General features: G+C 73.7%; 21 protein-coding genes. 13 read left to right on the forward strand and 8 right to left on the reverse strand.

Annotated features, from left to right (window positions below; translation table 11 throughout):
• Positions 1-45: 45 nt before the first annotated feature.
• Genes ACFYO8_RS02440 through ACFYO8_RS02480 form a run of 9 tightly spaced genes read left to right on the forward strand, consistent with a single transcriptional unit; the run spans position 46 to position 9,600 of the window.
• Positions 46-555, forward strand: coding sequence for a beta-ketoacyl synthase chain length factor (locus tag ACFYO8_RS02440; protein ID WP_354863682.1), 510 nt, complete (start codon positions 46-48; stop codon positions 553-555).
• On the forward strand, positions 552-2,171 hold the full coding sequence (locus ACFYO8_RS02445; RefSeq protein WP_354863680.1) for a class I adenylate-forming enzyme family protein: 1,620 nt from the start codon (positions 552-554) through the stop codon (positions 2,169-2,171). The genes ACFYO8_RS02440 and ACFYO8_RS02445 overlap by 4 nt, the downstream gene beginning before the upstream one ends.
• A complete protein-coding gene (locus ACFYO8_RS02450; protein WP_354863678.1) occupies positions 2,168-3,430 on the forward strand; it encodes a beta-ketoacyl-[acyl-carrier-protein] synthase family protein in 1,263 nt (420 codons plus the stop codon). Before ACFYO8_RS02445 ends, ACFYO8_RS02450 begins: the two co-directional genes overlap by 4 nt.
• Before the next feature lie 60 nt (positions 3,431-3,490).
• Entirely contained in the window at positions 3,491-4,594 is a 1,104-nt protein-coding gene (hppD, locus tag ACFYO8_RS02455; protein ID WP_354863677.1) for a 4-hydroxyphenylpyruvate dioxygenase, read from the forward strand.
• Complete coding sequence (locus tag ACFYO8_RS02460; protein ID WP_354863675.1) at positions 4,591-5,514, forward strand: phytanoyl-CoA dioxygenase family protein; 924 nt, start codon at positions 4,591-4,593, stop codon at positions 5,512-5,514. The genes hppD and ACFYO8_RS02460 overlap by 4 nt, the downstream gene beginning before the upstream one ends.
• Positions 5,515-5,516: 2 nt before the next feature.
• Positions 5,517-6,314, forward strand: a complete 798-nt coding sequence (locus ACFYO8_RS02465; protein WP_354863673.1) for a DUF3050 domain-containing protein — start codon at positions 5,517-5,519, stop codon at positions 6,312-6,314.
• Entirely contained in the window at positions 6,311-7,282 is a 972-nt protein-coding gene (locus ACFYO8_RS02470; protein WP_354863672.1) for a thiamine pyrophosphate-dependent dehydrogenase E1 component subunit alpha, read from the forward strand. Before ACFYO8_RS02465 ends, ACFYO8_RS02470 begins: the two co-directional genes overlap by 4 nt.
• Entirely contained in the window at positions 7,282-8,247 is a 966-nt protein-coding gene (locus ACFYO8_RS02475; RefSeq protein ID WP_354863670.1) for a transketolase C-terminal domain-containing protein, read from the forward strand. The genes ACFYO8_RS02470 and ACFYO8_RS02475 overlap by 1 nt, the downstream gene beginning before the upstream one ends.
• Before the next feature lie 3 nt (positions 8,248-8,250).
• Positions 8,251-9,600: a hypothetical protein gene (locus tag ACFYO8_RS02480; RefSeq protein WP_355095557.1), complete on the forward strand. Its 1,350-nt coding sequence runs from the start codon at positions 8,251-8,253 to the stop codon at positions 9,598-9,600.
• 104 nt (positions 9,601-9,704) lie between these two features.
• On the opposite strand, the gene ACFYO8_RS02485 is transcribed toward ACFYO8_RS02480, so the two are convergent.
• Genes ACFYO8_RS02485 through ACFYO8_RS02520 form a run of 8 tightly spaced genes read right to left on the reverse strand, consistent with a single transcriptional unit; the run spans position 9,705 to position 17,081 of the window.
• Positions 9,705-10,946: an MFS transporter gene (locus ACFYO8_RS02485; protein WP_355095559.1), complete on the reverse strand. Its 1,242-nt coding sequence runs from the start codon at positions 10,944-10,946 to the stop codon at positions 9,705-9,707.
• A gap of 8 nt (positions 10,947-10,954) precedes the next feature.
• Positions 10,955-11,194: a hypothetical protein gene (locus ACFYO8_RS02490; protein WP_354863664.1), complete on the reverse strand. Its 240-nt coding sequence runs from the start codon at positions 11,192-11,194 to the stop codon at positions 10,955-10,957.
• Positions 11,195-11,224: 30 nt separating this feature from the next.
• A complete protein-coding gene (locus ACFYO8_RS02495) occupies positions 11,225-12,400 on the reverse strand; it encodes a YcaO-like family protein (protein WP_354863662.1) in 1,176 nt (391 codons plus the stop codon).
• 56 nt (positions 12,401-12,456) lie between these two features.
• Positions 12,457-13,188 (reverse strand): SGNH/GDSL hydrolase family protein, encoded by a 732-nt coding sequence (locus ACFYO8_RS02500; RefSeq protein WP_387256688.1) that lies wholly within the window; start codon positions 13,186-13,188, stop codon positions 12,457-12,459.
• A 10-nt stretch (positions 13,189-13,198) separates the two neighbouring features.
• The gene (locus tag ACFYO8_RS02505) at positions 13,199-13,861 is read right to left on the reverse strand and encodes an HAD-IA family hydrolase (protein ID WP_354863658.1); all 663 of its coding nucleotides are present in this window, start codon (positions 13,859-13,861) and stop codon (positions 13,199-13,201) included.
• Positions 13,858-14,250 (reverse strand): MmcQ/YjbR family DNA-binding protein, encoded by a 393-nt coding sequence (locus ACFYO8_RS02510; RefSeq protein WP_355047538.1) that lies wholly within the window; start codon positions 14,248-14,250, stop codon positions 13,858-13,860. The genes ACFYO8_RS02505 and ACFYO8_RS02510 overlap by 4 nt, the downstream gene beginning before the upstream one ends.
• A gap of 51 nt (positions 14,251-14,301) precedes the next feature.
• Positions 14,302-15,522, reverse strand: coding sequence for an MFS transporter (locus tag ACFYO8_RS02515; RefSeq protein WP_354863654.1), 1,221 nt, complete (start codon positions 15,520-15,522; stop codon positions 14,302-14,304).
• Positions 15,519-17,081 carry an AMP-binding protein gene (locus ACFYO8_RS02520; protein WP_354863652.1) on the reverse strand — a complete coding sequence of 521 codons (1,563 nt, stop codon included), beginning with the start codon at positions 17,079-17,081 and terminating at the stop codon, positions 15,519-15,521. The genes ACFYO8_RS02515 and ACFYO8_RS02520 overlap by 4 nt, the downstream gene beginning before the upstream one ends.
• Before the next feature lie 284 nt (positions 17,082-17,365).
• On the opposite strand from ACFYO8_RS02520, the gene ACFYO8_RS02525 reads away from it, so the two are divergent.
• The 4 genes from ACFYO8_RS02525 to ACFYO8_RS02540 all read left to right on the forward strand — a co-directional run bounded on the left by ACFYO8_RS02525 (position 17,366) and on the right by ACFYO8_RS02540 (position 22,080).
• Positions 17,366-18,676, forward strand: coding sequence for an SGNH/GDSL hydrolase family protein (locus ACFYO8_RS02525; RefSeq protein ID WP_387188274.1), 1,311 nt, complete (start codon positions 17,366-17,368; stop codon positions 18,674-18,676).
• Between the two features lie 65 nt (positions 18,677-18,741).
• On the forward strand, positions 18,742-19,965 hold the full coding sequence (locus tag ACFYO8_RS02530) for a cytochrome P450 (protein WP_354863650.1): 1,224 nt from the start codon (positions 18,742-18,744) through the stop codon (positions 19,963-19,965).
• A complete protein-coding gene (locus tag ACFYO8_RS02535; protein ID WP_354863648.1) occupies positions 19,962-20,972 on the forward strand; it encodes an alpha/beta hydrolase in 1,011 nt (336 codons plus the stop codon). The genes ACFYO8_RS02530 and ACFYO8_RS02535 overlap by 4 nt, the downstream gene beginning before the upstream one ends.
• Positions 20,965-22,080, forward strand: coding sequence for an alpha-hydroxy acid oxidase (locus tag ACFYO8_RS02540; RefSeq protein ID WP_354863646.1), 1,116 nt, complete (start codon positions 20,965-20,967; stop codon positions 22,078-22,080). The genes ACFYO8_RS02535 and ACFYO8_RS02540 overlap by 8 nt, the downstream gene beginning before the upstream one ends.

The raw sequence follows: 22,080 nt of genomic DNA on the forward strand, positions 1-22,080 counted from the left end.
GCAACGCCCACGCCCGGGGCCGGAAGTGCACGATCGCGCGAGCGGGTGGCGGTGCTGGCGGAGGCCCGGTGGCCCGAGGCGGGGGACGGGGAGGAGGGCGCGGGGGTGCCGGGGGTGCCGGGGTTCGTGCACTCGCCGTTCGCGCCGCTGGTGGCGGCGGTGGCGCAGCGGTGCCTGGCGCGACGGTACGGCGCCTTGCCGCTGCCGCCGGGCAACAAGACGGCTGTGGTGCTGGTCAGCGCCGGTGGGGACACCGCCGGGGCGGCGCACGTGCGCGCCACTGTGGCCGGGGGCGGGCGGATCGGTCCGCTGTTCTTCTTCCAGTCGGTGCCGAACAGCGTGGCCGGGCACGTCGCGGCGCGCTGGGGACTGGACGGGCCGGTGGTGTGCCTGAGCCCGACCGGCGACGCGCGGGCCGAGGGGGAGGCCGAGGCGGACCTGCTGCTGTACGACGGCGACGCCGCACAGGCGTTGCTGATCCTGATCGAACTGGCACCGGACGGTGCGCCGGGCGAGGCGACCGCGGTGCTGCTGGGGGAGGGGACACGTCAATGAGGACGAAGGGACTGCGCGGCGCGCTGGCGGCCGACGCGGAGATAGGGGCGGGCAACGTGCTCGCCCGGGTGCTGGCCCACGGCGCCGACCCGGACGGGCCCGGGCTCACGTTCGACACCGCTGTCGACGGCCACCCGGCCGAGACACCGCTGACCCTGGGCCGGCTCGACCGGATGGTCGCCGCTCGGGCCGCCTGGCTGCACGAGCGCGGGGTGAAGCCACGCGACCCGGTCGCGGTCTGGGCCGGCACCGCCGCCGACATGGTGCTGTCGTTCCTGGCGCTGGCCCGTCTCGGCGCCATCCCGGCGCTGATGAACGGCAGGCTGCGCCCCGAGATCGCCGCCGAGTACATCCGCCGGCTGCGCGCCGCCGGGGTGCTCGCCGACGCCGCGCACGCCGAGGCGCTGGCCGGGCACGACCTGGGCGCGCCGATGCTCGGCGAGCCCGCGCAGGCCGGCACCGGCGACCCGGAATCGGCGCCCGCGCACTACCGGCACCACCCGGACGACCCGATCGTCATCACCCACACCTCCGGCACCACCGGCGTGCCGAAGGCGGTGCTGCACTCGCACGCCAGCCTCTTCGCCGCCACCCGCCACCTGCTGTCCATGCCGCAGGCGCAGGGCACCACACGCATCCTCAACGCGCTGCCCGCCCCGCACACCGCCACCGTGCTCATGGTCAACCAGGCGCTCGGCAACCGGGCGGAGATGTTCCTGCTCTCCGAGCAGGGCGGCGAGCGGGTGCTCGACGCGATCCAGCGGTGGCGCCCGGACGGCGTGTTCGGCTTCTCCGTCACCTGGGCCGAGCTGGCCCGGTTCGACCTCTCCGGCTACGACCTGGACTCGGTGCGGCTGTGGTTCAACACCGGCGACTGTTCGCACGAGCCGCACGTACGGCGGCTGGTCGCGGTCGGCTCCCGGGACGTGGTGACGCGCGGCGGCGTGACCCGGGTACCCGGGTCGGTGTTCATCGACGGCCTGGGCTCCAGCGAGATGGGCCACTCGATGTTCCACATCACCCACACCGGCGACACCGACAGGTACGGCCGCTGCGTCGGACGCCCGTACCGGTTCACCAGGGTCGCCGTGCTCGACGCCGACGGTAACGAGCTGCCGCCCGGGCAGGTCGGCTGGCTCGGCATCGACTCGCCGTCGCTGTTCCGCGGCTACTGGAACGACTCGGTCACCACGTACCGGTTCCGGCTGCGCGGCTGGTACCTCACCGGCGACCTGGTGTACGCCGACGACGACGGCCGCTACTACCACCTGGACCGGGCGGTCGACTCGGTCGAGGCCGGCGACGGGAAGCGGTTCTTCACCGCGCTGTCCGAGGAGCGCATCCTCGCCGCCTGCCCCGACGTCACCGACTGCACAGTGGTGATCGTCAAGGCGGACGACGGCACGGTCACCACCGACGTGCTGCTGGAGCTGGCCGCCGGGGCCGACCCCGACGCGGACCGCACCGAGCGCATCCGCGCCGCGCTCGGCCCGGACGTGGCGGCCACGCTGCGCCGGGTCGTCCCGGTACGCGCCGACGACATCCCGGTCACCGTCACCGGCAAGGTGCGCAAGGTGGCGCTGCGCGAGCGCTACCTGACCGAGACGCCGTCGTGACCGCCGTCATCACCGGCATGGGCCTGTTCACCCCGGCCGGACGCGGCGCCGCGGACACGTTCGACGCGCTGCTCACCGGCCGGTCCGGGCTGCGCCGCCTGCCCGAGGGACACCCGGCGGTGGGCTGCCTGGAGGTGGCCGGCGTGCTGCCGGACATCGACCCGCGCAGCGTCGCCTCCGGCCCGGAGACGAAGGTGCTCGACCGGGTGGTGCTGCTCGCCCTGATCACCGCCGCCGAGGCGCTCGCCGACGCCGGCATCGAGGTGGGCCGCGACGTCGACCCGGAGCGGATCGCGGTGATCATCGGCGGTGTGGGCGGCATGTCCACCCTGGAGAGCCAGGTGCTGGCACGGGCCGCCCGGGGCCGGGCGGCGGTCAGCCCGTACCTGCTCACCGGCATCCTGCCGAACATGCCCTCGGCGCGGATCGCCATCGCGCACGGCATCCGCGGCTACAGCTCGTCGGTCGGCACGGCCTGCGCCTCCGGGGCCCAGGCCGTCGCCGACGGGGTACGCCTCATCCACGCCGGTGAGGCCGACGTGGTGGTGTGCGGGGCGAGCGAGGCGCCGCTGTTCGGCACGTTCGCCGACACGTTCGGCAACGCGCGGGCACTGGCCCGGGGCTGGGACTCTCCGACCGAGGCGAGCCGCCCGTTCGACAAGCGGCGCAACGGTTTCGTGCTCGCCGAGGGTGCGGCCCTGCTGGTGCTGGAGCGCGCCGGCCACGCCGACGGACGGGGTGTGCGCGGCTACGCCGAGGTCGCCGGTTTCGGGGCGAACACCGACGCGTACCACCCGACCGCGCCCCGGCCGGACGGCGCCGGCGCGGCGGCGTGCATGCGCCGGGCGCTGGCGGCCGGCGGGGTCGAGCCCGCCGACGTCGGGTACGTCAACGCGCACGGCACCGGCACCAAGCTCGGTGACGTCGCCGAGACGATCGCGCTGGCCGAGGTCTTCGGTACGGGTGCCGTGCCGGTCAGCTCCACCAAGGCGCTCACCGGGCACCTGCTCGGCGCGTCCGGGGCGCTGGAGGCCGCCGCCACCGCGCTGGCGCTCGACGGTGGCCTGCTGCCACCCACCTACCACCTGGACGACCCGGACCCGGAGTGCGAGGCGGACCACGTCCGCGCCGCGCCCCGGCCCACCCGGGCCGCCCACGCGCTGACGAACTCGTTCGGGTTCGGCGGCCAGAACGTCAGCCTGCTCCTGCGCCGGCTCTCCGGGCCGGCCCGCCGGGCCACCGCCCCGGCCGCGGGCTGACCGGACTCCAATCCCGGGCGTCGGCCCGGGTCGCGATCACGGGGGGAACAGGGGAAGCCCATGAACATCAACGGGATAGATCATCTCGAACTGTACGTCGGGGACGCCCGGCAGGCAGCCTTCTACTTCGACAACGCGGTCGGTTTCCGGCTGTGCGGGCAGGGCGGTCCGGAGACCGGGCTGGCCGGGCAGCGGTCACTGCTGCTGGCCCAGGCCGGCATCCGGCTGCTGCTGACCACCGGACTGTCCGCCGAGCACCCGGCGGCCACGTACGTGCACCGGCACGGCGACGGCATCGCGGTGGTGGCGCTCGCCGTCGACGACGCCGCCGGGACGTACGCGGAACTGGTGGACCGCGGGGCGACGGCGCTGAGCCCGCCGCGCACCTTCACCGGCGCCGACGCCGAGGTGGTGGTCGCCGAGGTAGGGGGCTTCGGCGACGTGGTGCACCGCCTCGTGCAGCGGCGCGGCGACCCGGGCGTGTTCCTGCCCGGCGCGATCGAGCCGGTGGACGCGCCGGACGGGACGGACACCCTGCTCGCCGAGGTCGACCACCTGGCCATCTGCGTGCCGCCGGGGCAGCTCGACGAGACTGTCGCGCACTACGAGAAGGTGTTCGGCTTCGCCGACATCTTCACCGAGCACATCGAGGTCGCCGGCCAGGCGATGAACTCCAAGGTGGTGCAGAGCCCGTCCGGGCGGGTCACCTTCGTGCTGCTGGAGCCGGACACCGGCGCCCGGCCGGGGCAGATCGAGGACTTCCTGCGCTGGCACGCCGGCGCCGGGGTGCAGCACCTGGGCCTGCGTACCGACGACATCATCACCGCGGTCGGCGCGCTGGCCGGGCGGGGGGTGCGCTTCGCCAGCACGCCCGGCGCCTATTACGACGGCCTGGAGCAGCGGGTCGGCCGGCTGGACGCGCCGGTGGACCGGCTGCGCGAGCTGAGCATCCTGGTCGACTCCGACCACGACGGGCAGCTGCTGCAGATCTTCACCGAGTCGATGCACGTGCGCCGCACCCTCTTCCTCGAACTCATCGAGCGGCGCGGGGCGCGCACCTTCGGCAGCGGCAACATCAAGGCGCTCTACGAGGCAAAGGAACGCGAGCTGACCGTGGCGGGGGCGAGTTCCGCCGCCGCGGCCGGAGGAGGGGGAGGGGCATGACCACCATCGATCCTGCGCTGACCGCCGAGGAGGAGGCGCTGCTGCCCTCCGACGAGGACGTCCGGCACTACGCCGAGCACGGCTGGTACCTGTCGAAGAAGCTGCTCACCGACGACGAGGTGGACGAGCTGGTCGCCGCCACCGACAGTTACTACGCGGGGGAGCGCGACCGGTTGCTGCCGGCACGGCCGCCGAAGCTGGCCTACTGGGAGCCGTCCCGGGGTGACGTGCAGCGGCACAACGACTACGTCCACCACGAGCACGACGGCATCGCCCGCATCCTGCGCAAGCCGCTGATCGGGGCGGTCGCCGCCCGGCTGGCCCGCGCCGCCGAGATCCGCATCTTCCAGTCCACGCTGATCTGGAAGCCGCCGATCGCCGGCGAGCCGTCGAACATCGTGCCGTGGCACTTCGACAAGCACTACTGGGCGTCCTCGTCGTCGGAGAACATGCTCACCGCGTTCATCCCGTTCCACGACTGCGGCGAGGAGATGGGCACCATCACCATGGTCGACGGCTCCCACCGCTGGCGGGAGATCGGCGCCGACGACACGGTGGTGCGCCACTTCGCCGACCGGGACCGCGACCAGCTCGAGACGATGCTGGCCGAGAACGCCGCGTACAACGGCGCCGAGATCCGCAAGATCCCGATGGTGATCCCCAAGGGACACATGAGTTTCCACCACTGCCGCATCTACCACGGCAGCGGTGCGAACGTCAGCGGGCGGCCCCGGCGGGCCGTCTCGCTGCACCTGCAGGACGGCGACAACGCCTGGCGGGAGTATCCGCTCTCCGACGGCACGCTCGCCGCGTACAACCACGATGTGCTGGTCCGCCGCACCCACGACGGCCGGCCGGACTACGCGGACCCCGATTACTGCCCGGTCATCTGGCGCGACCGCGCCCAGCAGGGAGGCTGACAATGTCACGGTACGACTGGGGTAAGACGCACCCGGGCATCGAGCGGCTGGAGCGGGCGGTGACCGAGCGCCGCGACGTGGTGGTCAAGCACCCCCTCTACGCCAACCTCGACACCCACGACGCGCTCGTCACGTTCATGGAGCACCACGTCTTCGCCGTCTGGGACTTCATGTCGCTGCTGAAGTCGTTGCAGCGGCAGCTCACCTGCGTCACGGTGCCGTGGATCCCGACCGGCCCGACCGGCAGCCGCCGCCTGATCAACGACATCGTCATGGTCGAGGAGAGCGACGAGCTCGGCGACGGCTACATCAGCCACTTCGAGCTGTACGTGCAGGGCATGACCGAGGCCGGCGCCGACACCACGGCCGTGGAGAAGCTCGTCGGCCTGCTGCGCGACGGCACGCCGGTCACCGAGGCGCTCGGCGCCGCGGGCGTCCCCGCGGCCTCGGCCGCGTTCGCCGGCACCACCTGGCGGATCATCGAGACCACCCCGGTGCACTGCCAGGCCGCGGCGTTCGCGTTCGGCCGCGAGGACCTCATCCCGGAGATGTTCACCCAGGTCGTCGCCGTCAACGAGCGCAGCAACCGGCTCAACAAGTTCGTCGACTACCTGGAGCGGCACATCGAGGTCGACGGCGAGCAGCACACCCCGATGGCCATGCAGATGCTCGCCGACCTGTGCGGCGACGACGACACCAAGTGGCAGGAGTGCGCCGACACGGTGAACGCCGCGCTCGCCGCCCGCGCCCGTCTCTGGGACGACATCCTCGCCGCCGTCAAGGAGGGCCGTCCGGCGTGACCGAATCCGACCCGGTCCGGCTCTACCGGACGGTCCGGCTGATCCGCCGCTTCGAGGAGCGCGCGATCGAGCTGGTCCGTGCCGGGGAGATCGTCGGCGGCATCCACCCGTACCTCGGGCAGGAGGGGATCGCCGCCGGAGTCTGCGCGGCGCTCACCGCCGGTGACCTGGTCACCGGCACCCACCGCGGGCACGGGCACGTGCTCGCCAAGGGCGCCGACCCGGCCCGGATGCTGGCCGAGCTGTGCGGCCGGGTCACCGGCCTCAACCGGGGCCGGGGCGGGTCGATGCACGCCGCCGACTTCGGCGTCGGCGTGCTCGGCGCCAACGCCATCGTCGGGGCCGCCGGCGCGATCCTCACCGGAGCGGTGTGGGAGCGCCGGCGGCGCGGCGCCGACATCGTCGGCGCCACCTTCTTCGGCGACGGCGCGGTCAACGAGGGCATGCTCCTGGAGGCGTTCAACCTGGCCGCGCTCTGGCGGGTACCGGTGCTGTTCGTCTGCGAGAACAACGGCTACGCCACCACCATGCCGGTCGCCGGCGCGGTCGCCGGCACCATCGCCGGGCGGGCCGCCGCGTTCGGCATGCCGGCGGCCGCCGTCGACGGGCAGGACCCCGAGGCGGTACGCGAGGTCACCGCCGCCGCCGTCGCGCGGATGCGCGCCGGCGGCGGCCCCGAGCTGGTCGAGGCCCACACCTACCGCTTCGACGCCCACCACACCTTCGAACATCAGGTACGCCTCGACTACCGGCCGCCGGAGGAGGTGGCCGAGGGCCGGTCCCGCGACCCGGTGGACATCCAGGGCGCGCGGCTGGACCCGGCGGTGCGCGCAGAGGTGGACGCCGCCGTCGAGGCGGAACTGGACGCCGCCGTCGAATTCGCGCTCGCCGGGCCGCACCCCGACCCGTCGACCGCCCTGGACCACCTGTACGCCAGCGGGCTCACCGCCCGGACCGGAGGTGGCTGATGCCCCGGCTCTCCTACCGCAGGGCACTCACCCGGGCGCTTTCCGACGAGATGACCCGCGACGAGTCGGTGGTGGTGCTCGGCGAGGACATCCGGGTGGCCGCCGCGAACGTCACCACCGGCCTGCTGAAGAAGTTCGGCCCGGAACGGGTCCGCGACACACCCCTGTCCGAGCAGGCGTTCACCAGCTTCGCCACCGGCGCGGCGCTGGCCGGGGCCCGCCCGGTGGTGGAGTTCCAGATCCCGTCGCTGCTGTTCCTGGTCTTCGAGCAGATCGTCAACCACGCGCACAAGTTCCCGCTGATGACCGGCGGCCAGTGCGCGGTGCCGGTCACCTACGTGGTGCCCGGCTCCGGCTCCCGCACCGGCTGGGCCGGGCAGCACTCCGACCACCCGTACGCGTTGTTCGCCCACGCCGGCGTGACCACCGTCGTACCGGCCACCCCGGCCGACGCGTACGGCCTGCTGGTGTCCGCGATCCGCTGCGACGACCCGGTGGTGGTCTTCGCCCCGGCGGGCGCCCTCGACCTGCGCGCCGACGTCACCGACCCGGCGCCGGTGCCGCTGGGCAGGGGGATCGTCCGCCGCGCCGGCGACGACGTGACGGTGGTGGCGGTCGGGCACCTGGTGCACGACGCGCTCGCCGTCGCCGAGGACCTGGCCGGCCAGGCGTCGGTGGAGGTCTTCGACCCCCGCACGATCTACCCGTTCGACTGGGACGGGCTGGTCGAGTCCGTCGGCCGCACCGGCCGGCTGGTGGTCGTCGACGACGGCAACCGCTCCTGCGGCATCGCCGGGGAGATCATCGCCACGGTGGTCGAGCGGGTCCGGCTGGCCGCGCCGCCCCGGCGGGTCACCCGCCCCGACGGCGCGGTGCTGCCGTTCGCGCCGGCCCTGGACCGGGCCGTGCAACCCGGCCGCGACCAGCTCACCGCCGCCATCCAACTGACCCTCAAGGACGGATGAACGATGGACCCGAACTACACGTGGCCACCGCTCGGCCAGGCGTGGACCGACCTGCCCGAGTCCACCCGTACCGCGATGGTGACCACCGGTGCCGCGGCGTGGGAGAAGATCTTCCACGGCCGGGCCACGTACAACAAGCAGTGGCGGCTGGCCCGCCCGCCGGTGTTCACCGCCGACGCGTTCCGCGAGCTGAACGAGGTCTGCGACCGCATCGCCCAGCTCATCCTGGAGGCCTGCCGGCGTCGCGCCCGGACCGCCGGTGAGCTGCGCCTTCTGCTCGACGTGCCGGACGGGGAGACCCGGCTGCTCGACCCGGACGAGGAGCTGCACGAGGGGCTGCTCGCCGCGTACCGGCCGGACGTGCTGTTCTCCGGCGGCGTGCCGTGCATCGTGGAGTACAACATCGACAGCAGCCTCGGCGGCGGCTTCGACGCCGACACCGTCATCCAGCGGTACGCCGAGCTGTACCGCGCGCACGACCTGCTCGACGGCGCACGGCCCGCGCCGTCCCTGCTGGACCAGCGGTTCGTGGCCATCCGGGACACGCTCGGCCTGCCCGACGGCGCCCGGGTGGCGCTGCTGATGGACTTCGAAGCCGACTACCCGGGCCTGGACGACCCGGAGACGTTCATCCGGATCCTGTCCCCGCTGATCGACCAGGCCCGCCCGTTCGGCATCGACCTGGTCATCGCCCCGGTCGCCACCGCCGGCCTGGACGAGCAGAACCGGCTGGTCGTCGGCGGTGGCCCGGTGGACGCCCTGTTCCGGCTGTTCGTGCCCAACCGGGTCACCCCCAGCGCCGGGCTGGACGCGGTGGCCGGCGCGCTCGCCGCGGGCACGTTGCCGATGTTCGTCAGCAGCGCCGCCTGGCTGCTCAGCAACAAGCTGAACTATGCCTGGCTCTGGGAGGACCTGGACCTGCTGCCGGAGGACGACCGGACGCTGATCCGCCGTTACGTGCCGCACACCGTGGCGCTCACCGCCGACCAGCTCGACCGGGCGCTCGCCGAACGGGCGGACCTGGTCGCCAAGCCGGCCGGCGGGTCGGCCGGGCACGGCGTGCTGATCGGCCGGGAGATGAGCCCGGTGGCGTGGGCGGACGGGGTGCGCGCGGCTATCGCCGAGGGCGGCAACATCCTGCAGCGCTATCACGAGGCCGACCGGGTGGCGATGGACTTCGTGCAGATCGAGACCGGTGAGACGGTCACCGCCGACGTCCCGTACAGCCTCGCCCCGTACCTGTTCGACCGCACCGGCTCCGGCGCGCTGGCCCGGGTCGGCTACCCGGGCTGCGAGGAGGTCCTCAACCTGGCCCGAGGCGTCCTGCTGACCGGCATCCTCCTCACCGGCTGACCGCCCCCACCGCCCGCGTTCGCCCGCCCCGCCTCCCCGCGTTGATCAAGGAGTTTGTGTCCTCACCAGGGCTTGCCGTTGACACAAACTCCTTGATCGACGGGCTAGTCGACCGTGACGCGCAGGCCACGCACCGGTGAGGTGACGACCAGAGCGAGGCTGAGCACGACGGGCACGGCCAGCATCAGGTACGCCACCCGGACCCCGAAGGTGTCTGCGGCCAGCCCTCCGATCAGGGCGCCGAACGGCGTGCCGCCCCAGGCCAGCATGCGCCCGGTGGTGTTGACGCGGCCCTGCAGCGCATCGGGTGTGAGGAGTTGGCGCACGGTGATGCCGTTCGCGTTCACGGTCAGGCGTGCCACGGCCCAGATCGCCCACCACGCCAACGCCAGGGCGAACACCGACGTGCCGGCCAGGCCGATGAGGGCCGCGACGAAGATGACGAGGCCCGTGATGGACACCGTTCCCTGGCCGGCCCACCGGCTGGCCCTGGGCAGGGCGACGGCGGCCACCAGTGAGCCGACAGCGGCGGCCGTGAAGAGCAGACCCAGGCGCTGGTCCTCCGGGCTCAGATCGAGCACCTCGTCGGCGTGGACGACGAGCAGTCCCAGCACGCCGCCGGCGGCGACGTTGAGCCCGAAACCGGCAGCGGTCAGCGTCCGCAGGACCCGCGTCCGCCAGAGGTGGCGCAGTCCTTCGGCGATCTCGGCTCGCACCCGGCGGGCCACCGCCGGCCCCGGATCCAAGCCGGCGCGGATCTGGGCGAGCAGCGCGGCGGACACCAGATAGGTGACGGCGTCGACGGCCAGCACCAGGGTGGGGTCGGCGACAGCGGCAAGTAGTCCAGCGGCGGCGGGCGCGGCGATCTCCAGCACGATCTCGGTGGACCAGATGAGGCTGTTCGCCCGGGTGATCCCCGGCTTGCCGACGATGCGCACGAAGGCGCCCCACGCCGCCGCGTCGAACCAGCAGAAACCGCAACCCACGCCGAACGCCACGACGAGCAGGTACCAGGGGGCGAGCACATCGAACAACGCGGCGACCGGCACGGTGGCGAGCAGCAGCGCGCAGCACACGTCTGCGATGATCATCATGCGCTTACGCCGCAGGCGGTCGGCGGCGGCTCCGGCGAAGAGCCCGAACAGCAGGTACGGCAGGGCTTCGAGCCCGACCACCGCCGCGGTCAGCGTCGGGGACGCGCTCGTCCGGTAGACGAGTAGCGGCAGTGCTACGGCGCTGGCGGCGGTCCCGGCGACGGAGATCGACCGGGCGAGGTACCAGAGGGAGAAGTCACGGTGAAACAGCCGGCTTCCGTCGACGCCGGCTGTCTCCACGAGCCGTGTCACAACCTCCTTCAGGCCAGCACGGCGAGGTGGCGGTCGTCGATGCTGGTCAGCGCGAGGTGCAGGTCCGCCGCCAGATCGTCGGCGAGGCGAAGCGTCGGCGCGTCTTCCTCGTCGCCGGGGTGGAAGCAGAGGGTGCCGCCACCGGGGGCGATGCCGAGATCCTGAGCCATCGGCTCTTCGACGTCGTCACCGGGGTGGAAGCAGAGGCTGCCGCCACCGGGGACGAAGCGATTCTCCTGAGTAGACATGTGTCCTCATATCGTTAGGACCGGATGTGGTCAGCTGATGATCGCCCGGTCCGGCGACGGCCACAAGTGCCATCCCCGTCCGGTCGGGACGACAGGCACCCCGTGTCGCACCAGGCTGAAGCGTTCCAGCCCCGGGGCGATCGTGGTGGCCACCGCGATCGGTGAGCCGACCGGCGTGACCTCGCACACGTGGTGGTCGATGCCGCGACGGGCCAGAGCCCGCCGGACGTGCTCCAGCCCCCAACCCGGGCTGCCGTCGCCGGCTACGTCCGCGCGTAGCGGCACCGCCCGCACCGGCCCGGAGAGCAGCCCGTCGAGTGGCATCAGGGCAGATCGTCGCAGTGCGGGCCAGGCCGCCAGACGCTGGACCGCGGGCGAGCCGGCGGCCGGTGAGGAGAGCGCACAGACCTGGATCAGCTCGCCGAGGGCACGCGACGCGGCGTCGGTGGCCCAGAGCGATGCGCCGGCCCCGAGCCGGGTCGGCTCGCCGCCGGCCGGGCTGACTGCCAGGTACACCGGCACGTCCAGGTCGGTCGTGACGTCGAGCAGGTGTACGGGTGCGCCGGCCGCCCGTACGGCCTGCGCGTGCAGTGTCCGCAGATGGTCCGGCAGGTCCCCGGCCGGCACGAGGTCGACGTCCGGCACTCCGGCGACGTACCACCGGAGCAGCGCCTGCCCGAGCCCGTCGTGTTCGATCAGCTCGCAGAGGCCGTGATAGACGGCCTCCGCCACGCCGACGCCGGCCGCGGTGCCCAGGCTGGACGAGTATCGCAGGAGACTGCGGTACGGCCGGACGTCGTCACCCGCCACCGGCCACCGGTAGTAGCGCGGGTCCGTGAGGAAGGTGGGATAACGAACCTCGCCGTACGAGGCACATGCCGCGACGGAGTCCGGTAACTCCGCCGCCCACCGCTGTACGACCAGATCCGACTCCAGGGCGGACTGTCCGGCCACGGCGCTCGCCGGCAGCAGCCTCGTGGCGTCCGTGGTCCATCGGCGGCTGTCCCGGGCAGACATGAGATGGCGTTCCAGGGCCTCGAAGTGCGCGCTCGCCGCGCCCTGGGGACCCGCTCCCTTTCCCGCGCCCACGGCGACCCGTGCCCCGCCCCGGAACAGCGTGACGCGCATGGTCGGTGACTCGGCCGGGCCGAGCACCACCGCCCGCGCCGTGAGGCCGAGCCGCTCGATCTCGGTTGATGCTGTCACGAGAGCGCGCTCCGCGGGCACGGACCGGAACGGCACCGCGGCCTCCCGGGGACTGTTCACCGGCCCGACGTGCCGCGCCCCGACGGCGGCGCGGGGTTCCTTTCCGGGGAGCCGGACGTGTCGCGGCGGGCCAGGACGCGTAGCGTCTCGGCGGTGGCGACGGCGTCGCTGCGGGCGCTGCCGTGCCGGCCGTCGCTGCTGTAGAGCGACGGGTCGGCCACCAGCGGGTGGTCGGTCAGGTGCACGTGCAGCGTGCCCAGCCGCTCGGCCACGACCCGGGTGTGCCGGGACAGCCGGCGCATCCGCTCGCCCAGGCCCGCGCGCAGCGCGTCCGGCACCGCCGGGCTGTGCGACACGTCGAACATGCCCACGGTGATCACGTCCGCACCCGCGCCGCGCAGCGCGGCGATCATGGTGGTGAGTTCGGCGTCGACCGCCTCCGGGTCGTAGGCGGACCGGAACGCGTCGTTGCCGCCGCACACCACAAGGGCCAGGTCCGGCTCGAAGGCCAGCGCGTCGGCCAACTGGGTGGCCCGGACCTCGTGTGCGCGCAGCCCGCGCCGACCCAGGTTCAGGTAGGCCAACTCCGGTCGCACGGCACGCAGCTCCGCCGCGATCCGGTCCGCCCACTGGATGCCCGGGTAGCCGTCCACCGGTTCGCACAGTCCTTCCGCGACGCTGTCACCGAGCACCACGAACCGCCGCCACGGATGCCCCCGCAGCAGGCCGGCGGCCTTACCCGGCCGCAGGCACCACGGGTCCGTCGCCTCGGTCAGCGTCGATGGCATGCTCGGCAGGCTAGCCGAGCGGACCGCGCGGGGGAAGGGAGTCCGGGAGCAGGGACAGCACCTGCGCGGGGTGGGACAGGGTCAGATCCGCAGGCTCGGCCGGATCGTACTGGTGGCCCCACGCGGCTGCCACCGCTGTGGTCCCGGCCGCCCGGGCGGCGCGCAGGTCCAGCGGCGAGTCGCCCACGTACGCGGCCCGGCTCGGTGGCACCCCGAGACGTCGGCAGGCCAGCTCCACCCCGTCGGGCGCCGGCTTGGGCCGGGACACCTGGTCACCGCCGAGGACGACCCCGAACCGGTCGAGGATGCCCACCCGGTCGAGCATGATGCCGGCCGCGACGTGGCTCCCACCGGTGAACAAGCCCACCGGCACCCGGGCGGCGAGCTCGGTGAGCATCTGCGTGACGCCGGGGTAGACGCAGACCTGCCCGGCGATCCGGGACAGCTCGGCGTGGTAGCCGGCCAGGTCCCCGTCGGTGGCGGGCCGGCGCAGCAGGTGCGACAGCAGGTCGATCGGGGAGCCCAGCGAGTAGCCGGCGATGACCTCGGCGTCGGTGTATTCCGGGCCGCCCCCGGCGCGCACCGCCGCCCGGTACGCGGCGGGCACGACCTCGTGCGACTCGATCAGCGTGCCGTCCATGTCGAAGACGACCGCCTCCACCGGCGCGGTCATGCCTGCTGCGCCCGGTGCGCGGCGGCGAGCCGCTTCGGGGCGCGTGCGTACCACGCCTCGGTGACCAGCTCGGTCAGCTCGTCCACGTCGATCCGGTCGAGCCGCACCAGCACCGCCGGGTAGCCGTCGAAGTGCGGCGTGGTGAAGTAGACCGCCGGGTCGTCGGCGAGCAGCGCCTCCTTGGCGCCCAGGTCGGGCGCCCGGACGCCGAGGATCGGGCCGTCCGGCGCGGCGTCGCCGAGCGCCTCCAGGTCGCCGCGGCGCAGCGGCCGCTCCCAGACGAACATCTTGTCGCGCACCCGCCAGGCGGGCAGGTCGTCGTGCGAGCCGCGCTCGGTGGTCTCGGGCAGGGCCAGCGCGATGCGCCGCACGTCGTCCCAGGTCGCCATGGCCCCGACCCTACCGGCGCCCACCGACACGCCGGCTCGGACCGGCAGGGCTCAGACCGGTGTCGGCGTGGCCGGCTCCACCTCCGGGCGCCGGGACGCGCGGGTGAGCAGCAGCGGTCCCACGGTCAGCAGCAGGCAGACCACCGACATCACCAGCAGCGCCGGGGCCAGGTCGAACAGCGCCACCGACCAGCCGCCGAGCAGCGCGCCCACCGGCAGGCCGAGGAACGCCACCGATCCGGAGATGCCCAGCACCCGGGTCTGCAGCTCGCCCGGCACCCGCTGGTAGAGCGCCGCGCCGAGCAGCGGGTTCACCGCCGCGATGCCGATGCCGGACAGGAACGTCACCACGAGCACCACCACCAGGTCGTCGCTGAGCGCCAGCGCGAGCAGCCGGGGCGCGCCGCTGAGCGTCAGCCCCAGCGCGAACGTCGTACCGGCCGGCAGCCGGGTGCCGAACACCGTGAACAGCACATTGCCCAGCAGCGCGCCGGCCGAGAAGACGCCGAGCAGCAGACCGAATCCGGCCGGGTCGCCGAGCACCTGCTTGACCCAGAGCGGGATCCAGACCGCGACGCTGGCGTTGGCGAACATGTTGGACACCGAGACAACGATCAGCATCGTCATGAGCGTCCGGTCGGTGCGCAGGTACGCGAAGCCACCGCGCAGCGCCCGCAGGTACGGCTCCCGGGGCGCGGGCTCGGCCGGTGCGGACGGCCGGACCAGCACGCCGATCAGCAGCGCACAGACCGCGAACGTGGCCGCGTCGATCCAGATGGCCCGGGTCAGCCCGACCCAGTCGATGAGCAGCCCGCCGAGCACCGCGCCGAACAGCGTCATGCCCCGGGCCAGACCGTCGTAGGCGCTGGTGAGCCGGATCAGCGGCACCCCCGCCCGCTCGGCGGCCGGTTTGAACAGCACGTGCTTGACCCGGTCGCCGATGCCCCGCAGCCCGCCGGCGATCGCCACCAGCACCAGCAACGCGCCGAATCCGAGCCAGGGCGCCAGCGCCACCACGGCCATCGCGGCGGCGCTCGCCGCGTCCACGAACACCGAGGTACGGCGTACCCCGAACCGGTCCGCCCACGGTGTCGCCAGCGCGCTGGAGAGCATGTACGGCAGCGTCTCCGCCGCCGCCACCAGGCCCATCTTGGTGGGGCTGCCGGTGGTCTCCAGCACCAGCCAGGGGATGGCGACCACCGAGATCCGGGTGCCGAGGTTGGACAGCAGGTCGGCGCCGACCAGGGTGTACAACTCCCGGCGCGGGTTCACGCCGGACTGCCGATCGGATCGGCGCCGGCCGGGTGAGCGGCGGCGTACCGGGCCCGCAACGCCCGCTTGTCCACCTTCGCCGACCGGTTCAGCGGCAGCGCGTCGACGAACTCCACGGCGCCGGGCGCCCAGGTCTCGCTCAGCTCCCCGACCACGAGCGCGATCAGCTCCTCGCCGGTCACCGACGCCCCCGGCGCGGGCACCACGTACGCGTGCGGCAGCTCCCCGGCCACCGGGTCGGGCACGCCGATCACGGCGGCGGCGCGTACCTCGGGGTGGCCGGCGAGCACGTCCTCGATCGGGCGGGAGTAGATCGGCCAGCTGCGCTGCCGGGTGAGGATCCGATCCTGTAACCGGTCGACCAGATAGAGGTAGCCGTCGGCGTCGAGGTGGCCGATGTCGCGGGTGCGGACCCAGCCGTCGACGAGCGTGTCGGCGGTCAGCTCCGGCTGGCCGTGGTATCCGGCGAAACTCAGCTTGGTGCGCGCCCACACCTCGCCGTCCTCGCCGGCCGGCAGCACCCGCCCGTCGGCGTCGCGGATCTCCACCGTCACGTCGCCGTACGGGCGGCCGCAGGAACGCAGCCGCTCCGGGTGCTCCGGATCCTCGGTGAGCCCGGGCAGCGCGCAGATGACGACCGCCTCGCTGAGCCCGTACACGATGCGCAGGCACGGGCCGAAGCGGGCGATGGCCTGGCGCAGCCGGGCCGGCGCGGCGGGCCCGGCCCCCACGTTGAACATGAACATCGCGGAGAAGTCGGCGCCCGGCAGGTCGGGGTGGTCGAGCACCTCGTAGAGCATCGGCGGGGTGACGAACGTGGAGGTGAGCCGTTCGGCGTCCACCGTGGCGATGAACGCGGCCGGGTCCCACTGCTCGCGCAGGAACAGCACACCGCCGGTGAACAGGTTGAACAGTGTGGTGATCTGGCCGCTGGCCAGCCACATCGGGGAGTGCGACAGGTGCCGCAGCAGCGGGAACCCGGCGCCCCGGAAGTCGGCGGCGAGCGCGAGCACCTGCCGGTAGAAGCTCTCCCGGTGGTGCACCAGCTTCGGCGTGCCGGTGGTGCCGCTGGTCTGCAGGAACGACTCCGGCGCGGGCACCCCGGCGGGCAGGTCCGCGGCCGGCCCGGTGGCCCCGGCGGTCAGGTCCGGTCCGGCGCCGCCGGGGCCGAGGCAGAGCACCGGCACGCCGGACAGCCCCGCGGCGACCTGGACCGCCTGCGCGTCACGCGGGTCGTACACGAACGCCTCCGGCGCGGACAGCGCGACGAACTCGTCGACCTCCCGCCGCGAGGTCACCGGCGCGACCCACATGGTCCGGCAGCCGAGCAGGTGCAACCCCAGTTGCAGCAGCGGACCCTCGACCGTGTTGCCGAGCATCACGAGCACCGCCGCGCCGGGGCGTACCCCGTGGTGGCGCAGTGCGGCGGCCAGGCCGCGCACCTCGGCGGCGACCTGGGGGTAGGTGAGGCGGCGTCCGCCGCCGACGAGCGCCTCCCGGTCGCCGAACCCGGCGAACAGCTCCAGCGCCTCGTGCACGTAGTTCGGCCGGTCGGTCATCGGGCAGCCCCCATCATCGTCCGCGAGCGGCGTCCGGCCAGGTCAGGGCCGGGACATGACGGCAGGTGCCACTGTCGGCGACCGCACCGCCGCCAGCCCCGAGCCTAGGTAGCGGCGGTCCACGGCGGACAGAGCCGATCGTCGCCGCGTCCCGTCCCGCGGGCATTTGATCATGTCGATCAGGTTGATTGACGCTCGTCGCGGCCGGAAGCTAGTTTCCGGTCCATCGCCCGGGCCGTGTCGCTGACCGCGTCACGCCCGGGGCTGCCGACCATGGAGGATCGATGCCGACCCCGAAGAGATGGCACGTCATAGCTTCCGCCGTCACGCTGCTGATCGCCGCCACCCCGGCGGTCACCGCGAGCGCCGGCCCGACCGGGAACGACCCCGCCGGGCACGGGCGCGCCGAGTGGGCCGGAACCTGGGCCGCGGCGGTGACCCGCGGGAACAACGTGGGCCTGACCGAGACCGGCCTGAACAACCAGAGCATCCGGATGACGGTGCAGACCTCGGTGGGCGGGCCGCGGCTGCGGGTGCGGCTGACCAACCTGTACGGCCAGCAGGCCGTCCAGGTCGGCCGGGCCACGATCGCCCGGCCGAACACCGCCACCGCCGACGACCTGTCCGACATCGTGCCGGCGAGCGTCCGCCAGCTGACGTTCTCCGGCGGTGGCTCGGCGACCATCAACAAGGGCGCCGAGCTGCTCAGCGACCCGGTGGCCTTCCCGGTGGCCGAGCAGGAGGACCTGGTCGTCACGCTGTACTTCCCGGTGCTCACCGGGCCGGTCACGTTCCACGGCCAGTCCCGGGTCACCAACTTCATCGGCGCCACCGACCTCACCTCGGCGGCCGACGGCACGGGCTTCACCATCCGGCCCAACTGCTGCTGGATGTTCCTGTCCGGCATCGACGTGGAACGCAAGGTCACGCCCGGTTCGGTGGTGGTGCTCGGCGACTCCATCGGCGACGGCAACGGCAGCACCGTCAACGCCGACCGCCGCTGGCCGGACCTGCTGGCCAAGCGGCTGATCGACGCCCGCCCGGACCCGCGTACCCCGGGCGTGCTCAACCTCAGCCTGGCCGGCAACCGGCTCAACCACGAGGGCACCGAGCCCGGCGCGGGCGGGTTCCCCGGCTACTACGAGCTGGGCCCGAACGCGCTGGCCCGGCTCAACGAGGACGTGTTCCCGCAGACCGGGGTGCGTACCGTCATCACCCACCTGGGCATCAACGACATCTGGATGAACGACGACAGCCCGGAGGCGATCATCGCCTCGCTGCGCCAGCTCAACCGGCAGGTCCAGGCGCGCGGCCTGACCAGCATCGCCGGCACGCTCATGCCGTACGAGGGCAACGGCGGGCCGGGCGTGTGGACGCCGGAGAAGGACGCCACCCGGCAGGCGGTGAACGCCTGGCTGCGTGGACCGGGCCGGGCCGAGTTCGACGGCGTCGTCGACTTCGACGCGGTGATGCGGGATCCGGCCCAGCCGACCCGGCTGCTGCCGGCGTACGACTCGGGTGACCACATCCACCCGAACGACACGGGCGCCGCGGTGATGGCGAACGCCGTGCCACTGAAGCTGCTCGGACTGTGACACCGGGCGGGGGCGGCGGTCGACACGACGCCGCCCCCGCCGCCGTTTCCTGGGGAGGAAAGACAGTGGACGTCAGCGACATCCTGACCGGGCTCTACAGTGAACAGGGCCGGCAGGACCCCTATCCCTTCTACGCGGCCCTGCACGAGCACGGGCCGATAAACGCCGTTCCGGCCCGGGCCGAGCACAGCACCGTCAGCGCGGTCGCGGGCGGATACGACGTGGTCGACCAGATCCTGCGCGATCCCGGCTGGTACAAGGGTTTCCCGCCCGGCTGGGAGGAGCAGGAGATCCTGCGCACGTTCCTCACCTCGATGATGTTCGTCAACCCCCCGGACCACACCCGGATGCGCGCGGTGTTCGCCAAGACGTTCACCCCGCGCCGCCTGGGCGCGCTGGAGCCGGTGATCGAGCGGATCGTCGCCGAACGCCTGGATTACATGGCCGAGGCGGGCGCGGGCGGGCACGAGGTGGACTTCGTGGCCGACTTCGCGTACCCGGTCCCGGCGCTGGTGATGGCCGAGTTCATCGGCCTGCCCGCGGCCGACCTGTCCTGGTACCGGCAGCGGGTCGACTGGATCGACGAGTACATGGACGTCGCCGGCAAGACGCCGGAGCGGCTGGCCCGGGCCAACCAGGCCGCCGAGGAGCTGCGCGCCTACTACCGGGACCTGATCGCCCACCGCCGCCGTACGCCCGGCCACGACCTGATCAGCGGCTTGGTCGAGGTGCTCGACGCGGGCGGCGTCGACCTCGCCGAGGAGGAGTTGATCAGTAACCTGATCGTGCTGTTCAACGCCAGCTTCGTCACCACCGTCTACATGTTCAGCAACGGCCTGCCGCTGCTGCTGGACCACCCGGACGTGACCGCCGCGCTGCCGGGCGACGACGCGCTGGCGCGCGGCTGCGTCGAGGAGGTGTTGCGGATGGAGAGCCCGGTGCACTTCCTGGCCCGCTCCGCGCCGGCCGGCGTCGACCTCGGCGGCGTGCCGATCGACCGCGACGACAACGTGCTGCTGCTCATCGCCGCCGCCAACCGTGACCCGGCACGGTTCCCCGACCCGGACCGCTTCGACCCGCACCGCGACGGTCCGCCGTCGCTGGCCTTCGGCGTCGGGCTGCACTTCTGCCTCGGCTCGGCGGTGTCCCGGCTGGAGGGCCGGCTGGCGCTGCCGCGCCTGTTCGCGCGCTTCCCCCGGCTCGCCGTCACCCAGCCCTACACGTACAGCGGGAGCCTGTTCCTGCGCGGTATCGACAAACTCTTCGTCACCACCGGGGAGGCCGGATGACACTCGATCCTCAGGTGGTCGCGTGGCGGGCCGTGCGGGCCGCCGCCGGCACCGTGCCGCTCTACACCCAGACGCTCGCGCAGGCCCGCGCCGCCGACCTCGCCGCGATCCGCGCCGGCTCCGGCGCGGTCGAGCCGGTCGCCGAGGTACGCGACACGACGGTGCCCGGCCCGGGCGGGCCGCTGCCGGTGCGGATCCACCGGCCGGACGGCGACGGCCCGCTGCCCACGCTCGTCTACTTCTTCGGGGGCGGATGGACGCTCGGCAGCGTCGACACCGCCGACGGGATCTGCCGCCGGCTGGTCAACCTCACCGGCGCGCAGACCGTGACGGTCGGCTACCGGCTGGCCCCGGAGCATCCGTTCCCGGCGGCCGTGGAGGACTGCCACGCCGCGCTGCGGCACCTCGCGGCGCACGCCGAGGAGTTCCGCGTCGACCCCGACCGGCTGGCGGTGGGCGGCGACAGCGCGGGCGGAAACCTGGCCGCCGTGGTCACGCTGCTGGCCCGCGCCGACGGCGGCCCCCGGCTCGCCGCCCAGTTGCTGGTCTACCCGAACACCGACCAGCGGCCCGGTCGCCGGCCGGCCGACGACGAGGATCCGCTGCTGTTCAACAAGCACTCGGTCGGCTGGTACCGCGGCCACTACCTCGCCGACCCCGGCGACGCCGCCCACCCGCTGGCGTCGCCGCTGCTCGCCGAGGACCTGTCCGGCCTGCCCCCGGCGTTCGTGATCACCGCCGGGCACGATCCGCTGCGCGACGAGGGTCTGCGGTACGCGGAGCGGCTCCGCGAGGCCGGGGTGCCGACCGAGACGGACGACTACCCGGGCATGGTGCACGGGTTCTTCGCCATGCCCGGCGTGTTCGACGCGGGCCGGGAAGCGCAGGAACGCGCCGCCGCGTTCCTGCGCCGCGCGTTCGGGCTGGACGCCGCGGCCCGCCCGGCCGAACCGGTGGCGGGCGTGGATCCGGCCGGGAGCACCGTGGGCACGGGCGGCCATGGCTGACGCGGCCGGCGACGCTGCGGGCGGGTTCGTGCCGCCGGCCAGCCTGGCCGAGTTCGCCGCGCTGGCCCGGGCCGTGCTGCCGGCCGACGTGTGGGACTTCGTCGACGGCGGCAGCGGCACCGAGACCGCCCTGGCGGCGAACCGGGCCGCGCTGGACCGGGTGGCGGTGCTGCCCCGGATGCTGGCCGGGGTGGACGACCCCTCCACGGAGGCGGCGCTACCCGGCGGCCGGGCCGCGTTGCCGGTGGCCGTCGCGCCGATGGCGTACCAGCGGTTGCTGCACCCCGACGGCGAGCCGGCGCTGGCGGCGGCGGCCCGCGCGGCGGGCGTGCCGTACGTGATCAGCACGCTGTCCAGCACCCCGATCGAGGAGATCGCGGCGACCGGCGCGACGGTGTGGTTCCAGCTGTACTGGCTGCGCGACCGGGCACTGGTGGCCGACCTGCTGGACCGGGCGGAGGCGGCCGGCTGCGCGGCGGTGATGGTGACTGTGGACGTGCCGGTGCTCGGGCGGCGGCTGCGCGACGCGCGCAACGGCTTCGCGCTGCCGCCGCACGTCACCGCCGCGAACCTGCCCGGCGGGCGGGACGACCTGGCCCACCAGGGCACCCCGGGTGTCTCGGCGGTGGCGGTGCACACCGGCGCGGTCTTCGCCCCGGCGCTGAGCTGGGCGGACCTGGAGTGGCTGCGCGCGCGTACCCGGGTGCCGTTACTCGTGAAGGGCATCCTGGACCCGCGCGACGCGGCCCGCGCCGCGGACGCCGGCGTGGACGCCGTGGTGGTCTCCAACCACGGCGGCCGCCAGCTCGACGCCGCCCCGGCGAGCGCGACCATGCTGCCGGAGGTGGTCGAGGCGGTTGACGAGCGGTGCGCGGTGCTGCTGGACAGCGGCGTCCGCGGCGGCGTCGACGTGCTGCGCGCGCTGGCGCTCGGCGCGGACGGTGTGCTGCTCGGTCGGCCGCTGCTCTGGGCGCTCGCGGCGGGCGGCCGGGCCGGCGCCGAGGCGGCGCTGGCGCTGCTCTCGGCGGAACTGCGCGACGCGCTCATCCTCAGCGGCTGCCCCGACCCGGCCTCGGCCCGGCGGTTGCCTACCCGGATCGGAGACTGA

The sequence above is a fragment of the Micromonospora sp. NPDC005257 genome (assembly GCF_042872445.1).
Taxonomy (GTDB): domain Bacteria; phylum Actinomycetota; class Actinomycetes; order Mycobacteriales; family Micromonosporaceae; genus Micromonospora.

Coding starts and splice junctions, on each gene's coding strand:
- ACFYO8_RS02500 (WP_387256688.1), bottom strand. CDS start 13,188: ATGCCATCGACGCTGACCGAGGCGACGGACCCGTGGTGCCTGCGGCCG.
- ACFYO8_RS02465 (WP_354863673.1), top strand. CDS start 5,517: ATGTCACGGTACGACTGGGGTAAGACGCACCCGGGCATCGAGCGGCTG.
- ACFYO8_RS02445 (WP_354863680.1), top strand. CDS start 552: ATGAGGACGAAGGGACTGCGCGGCGCGCTGGCGGCCGACGCGGAGATA.
- hppD (WP_354863677.1), top strand. CDS start 3,491: ATGAACATCAACGGGATAGATCATCTCGAACTGTACGTCGGGGACGCC.
- ACFYO8_RS02525 (WP_387188274.1), top strand. CDS start 17,366: ATGCCGACCCCGAAGAGATGGCACGTCATAGCTTCCGCCGTCACGCTG.
- ACFYO8_RS02510 (WP_355047538.1), bottom strand. CDS start 14,250: ATGGCGACCTGGGACGACGTGCGGCGCATCGCGCTGGCCCTGCCCGAG.
- ACFYO8_RS02460 (WP_354863675.1), top strand. CDS start 4,591: ATGACCACCATCGATCCTGCGCTGACCGCCGAGGAGGAGGCGCTGCTG.
- ACFYO8_RS02505 (WP_354863658.1), bottom strand. CDS start 13,861: ATGACCGCGCCGGTGGAGGCGGTCGTCTTCGACATGGACGGCACGCTG.
- ACFYO8_RS02540 (WP_354863646.1), top strand. CDS start 20,965: ATGGCTGACGCGGCCGGCGACGCTGCGGGCGGGTTCGTGCCGCCGGCC.
- ACFYO8_RS02490 (WP_354863664.1), bottom strand. CDS start 11,194: ATGTCTACTCAGGAGAATCGCTTCGTCCCCGGTGGCGGCAGCCTCTGC.
- ACFYO8_RS02535 (WP_354863648.1), top strand. CDS start 19,962: ATGACACTCGATCCTCAGGTGGTCGCGTGGCGGGCCGTGCGGGCCGCC.
- ACFYO8_RS02475 (WP_354863670.1), top strand. CDS start 7,282: ATGCCCCGGCTCTCCTACCGCAGGGCACTCACCCGGGCGCTTTCCGAC.
- ACFYO8_RS02480 (WP_355095557.1), top strand. CDS start 8,251: ATGGACCCGAACTACACGTGGCCACCGCTCGGCCAGGCGTGGACCGAC.
- ACFYO8_RS02520 (WP_354863652.1), bottom strand. CDS start 17,081: ATGACCGACCGGCCGAACTACGTGCACGAGGCGCTGGAGCTGTTCGCC.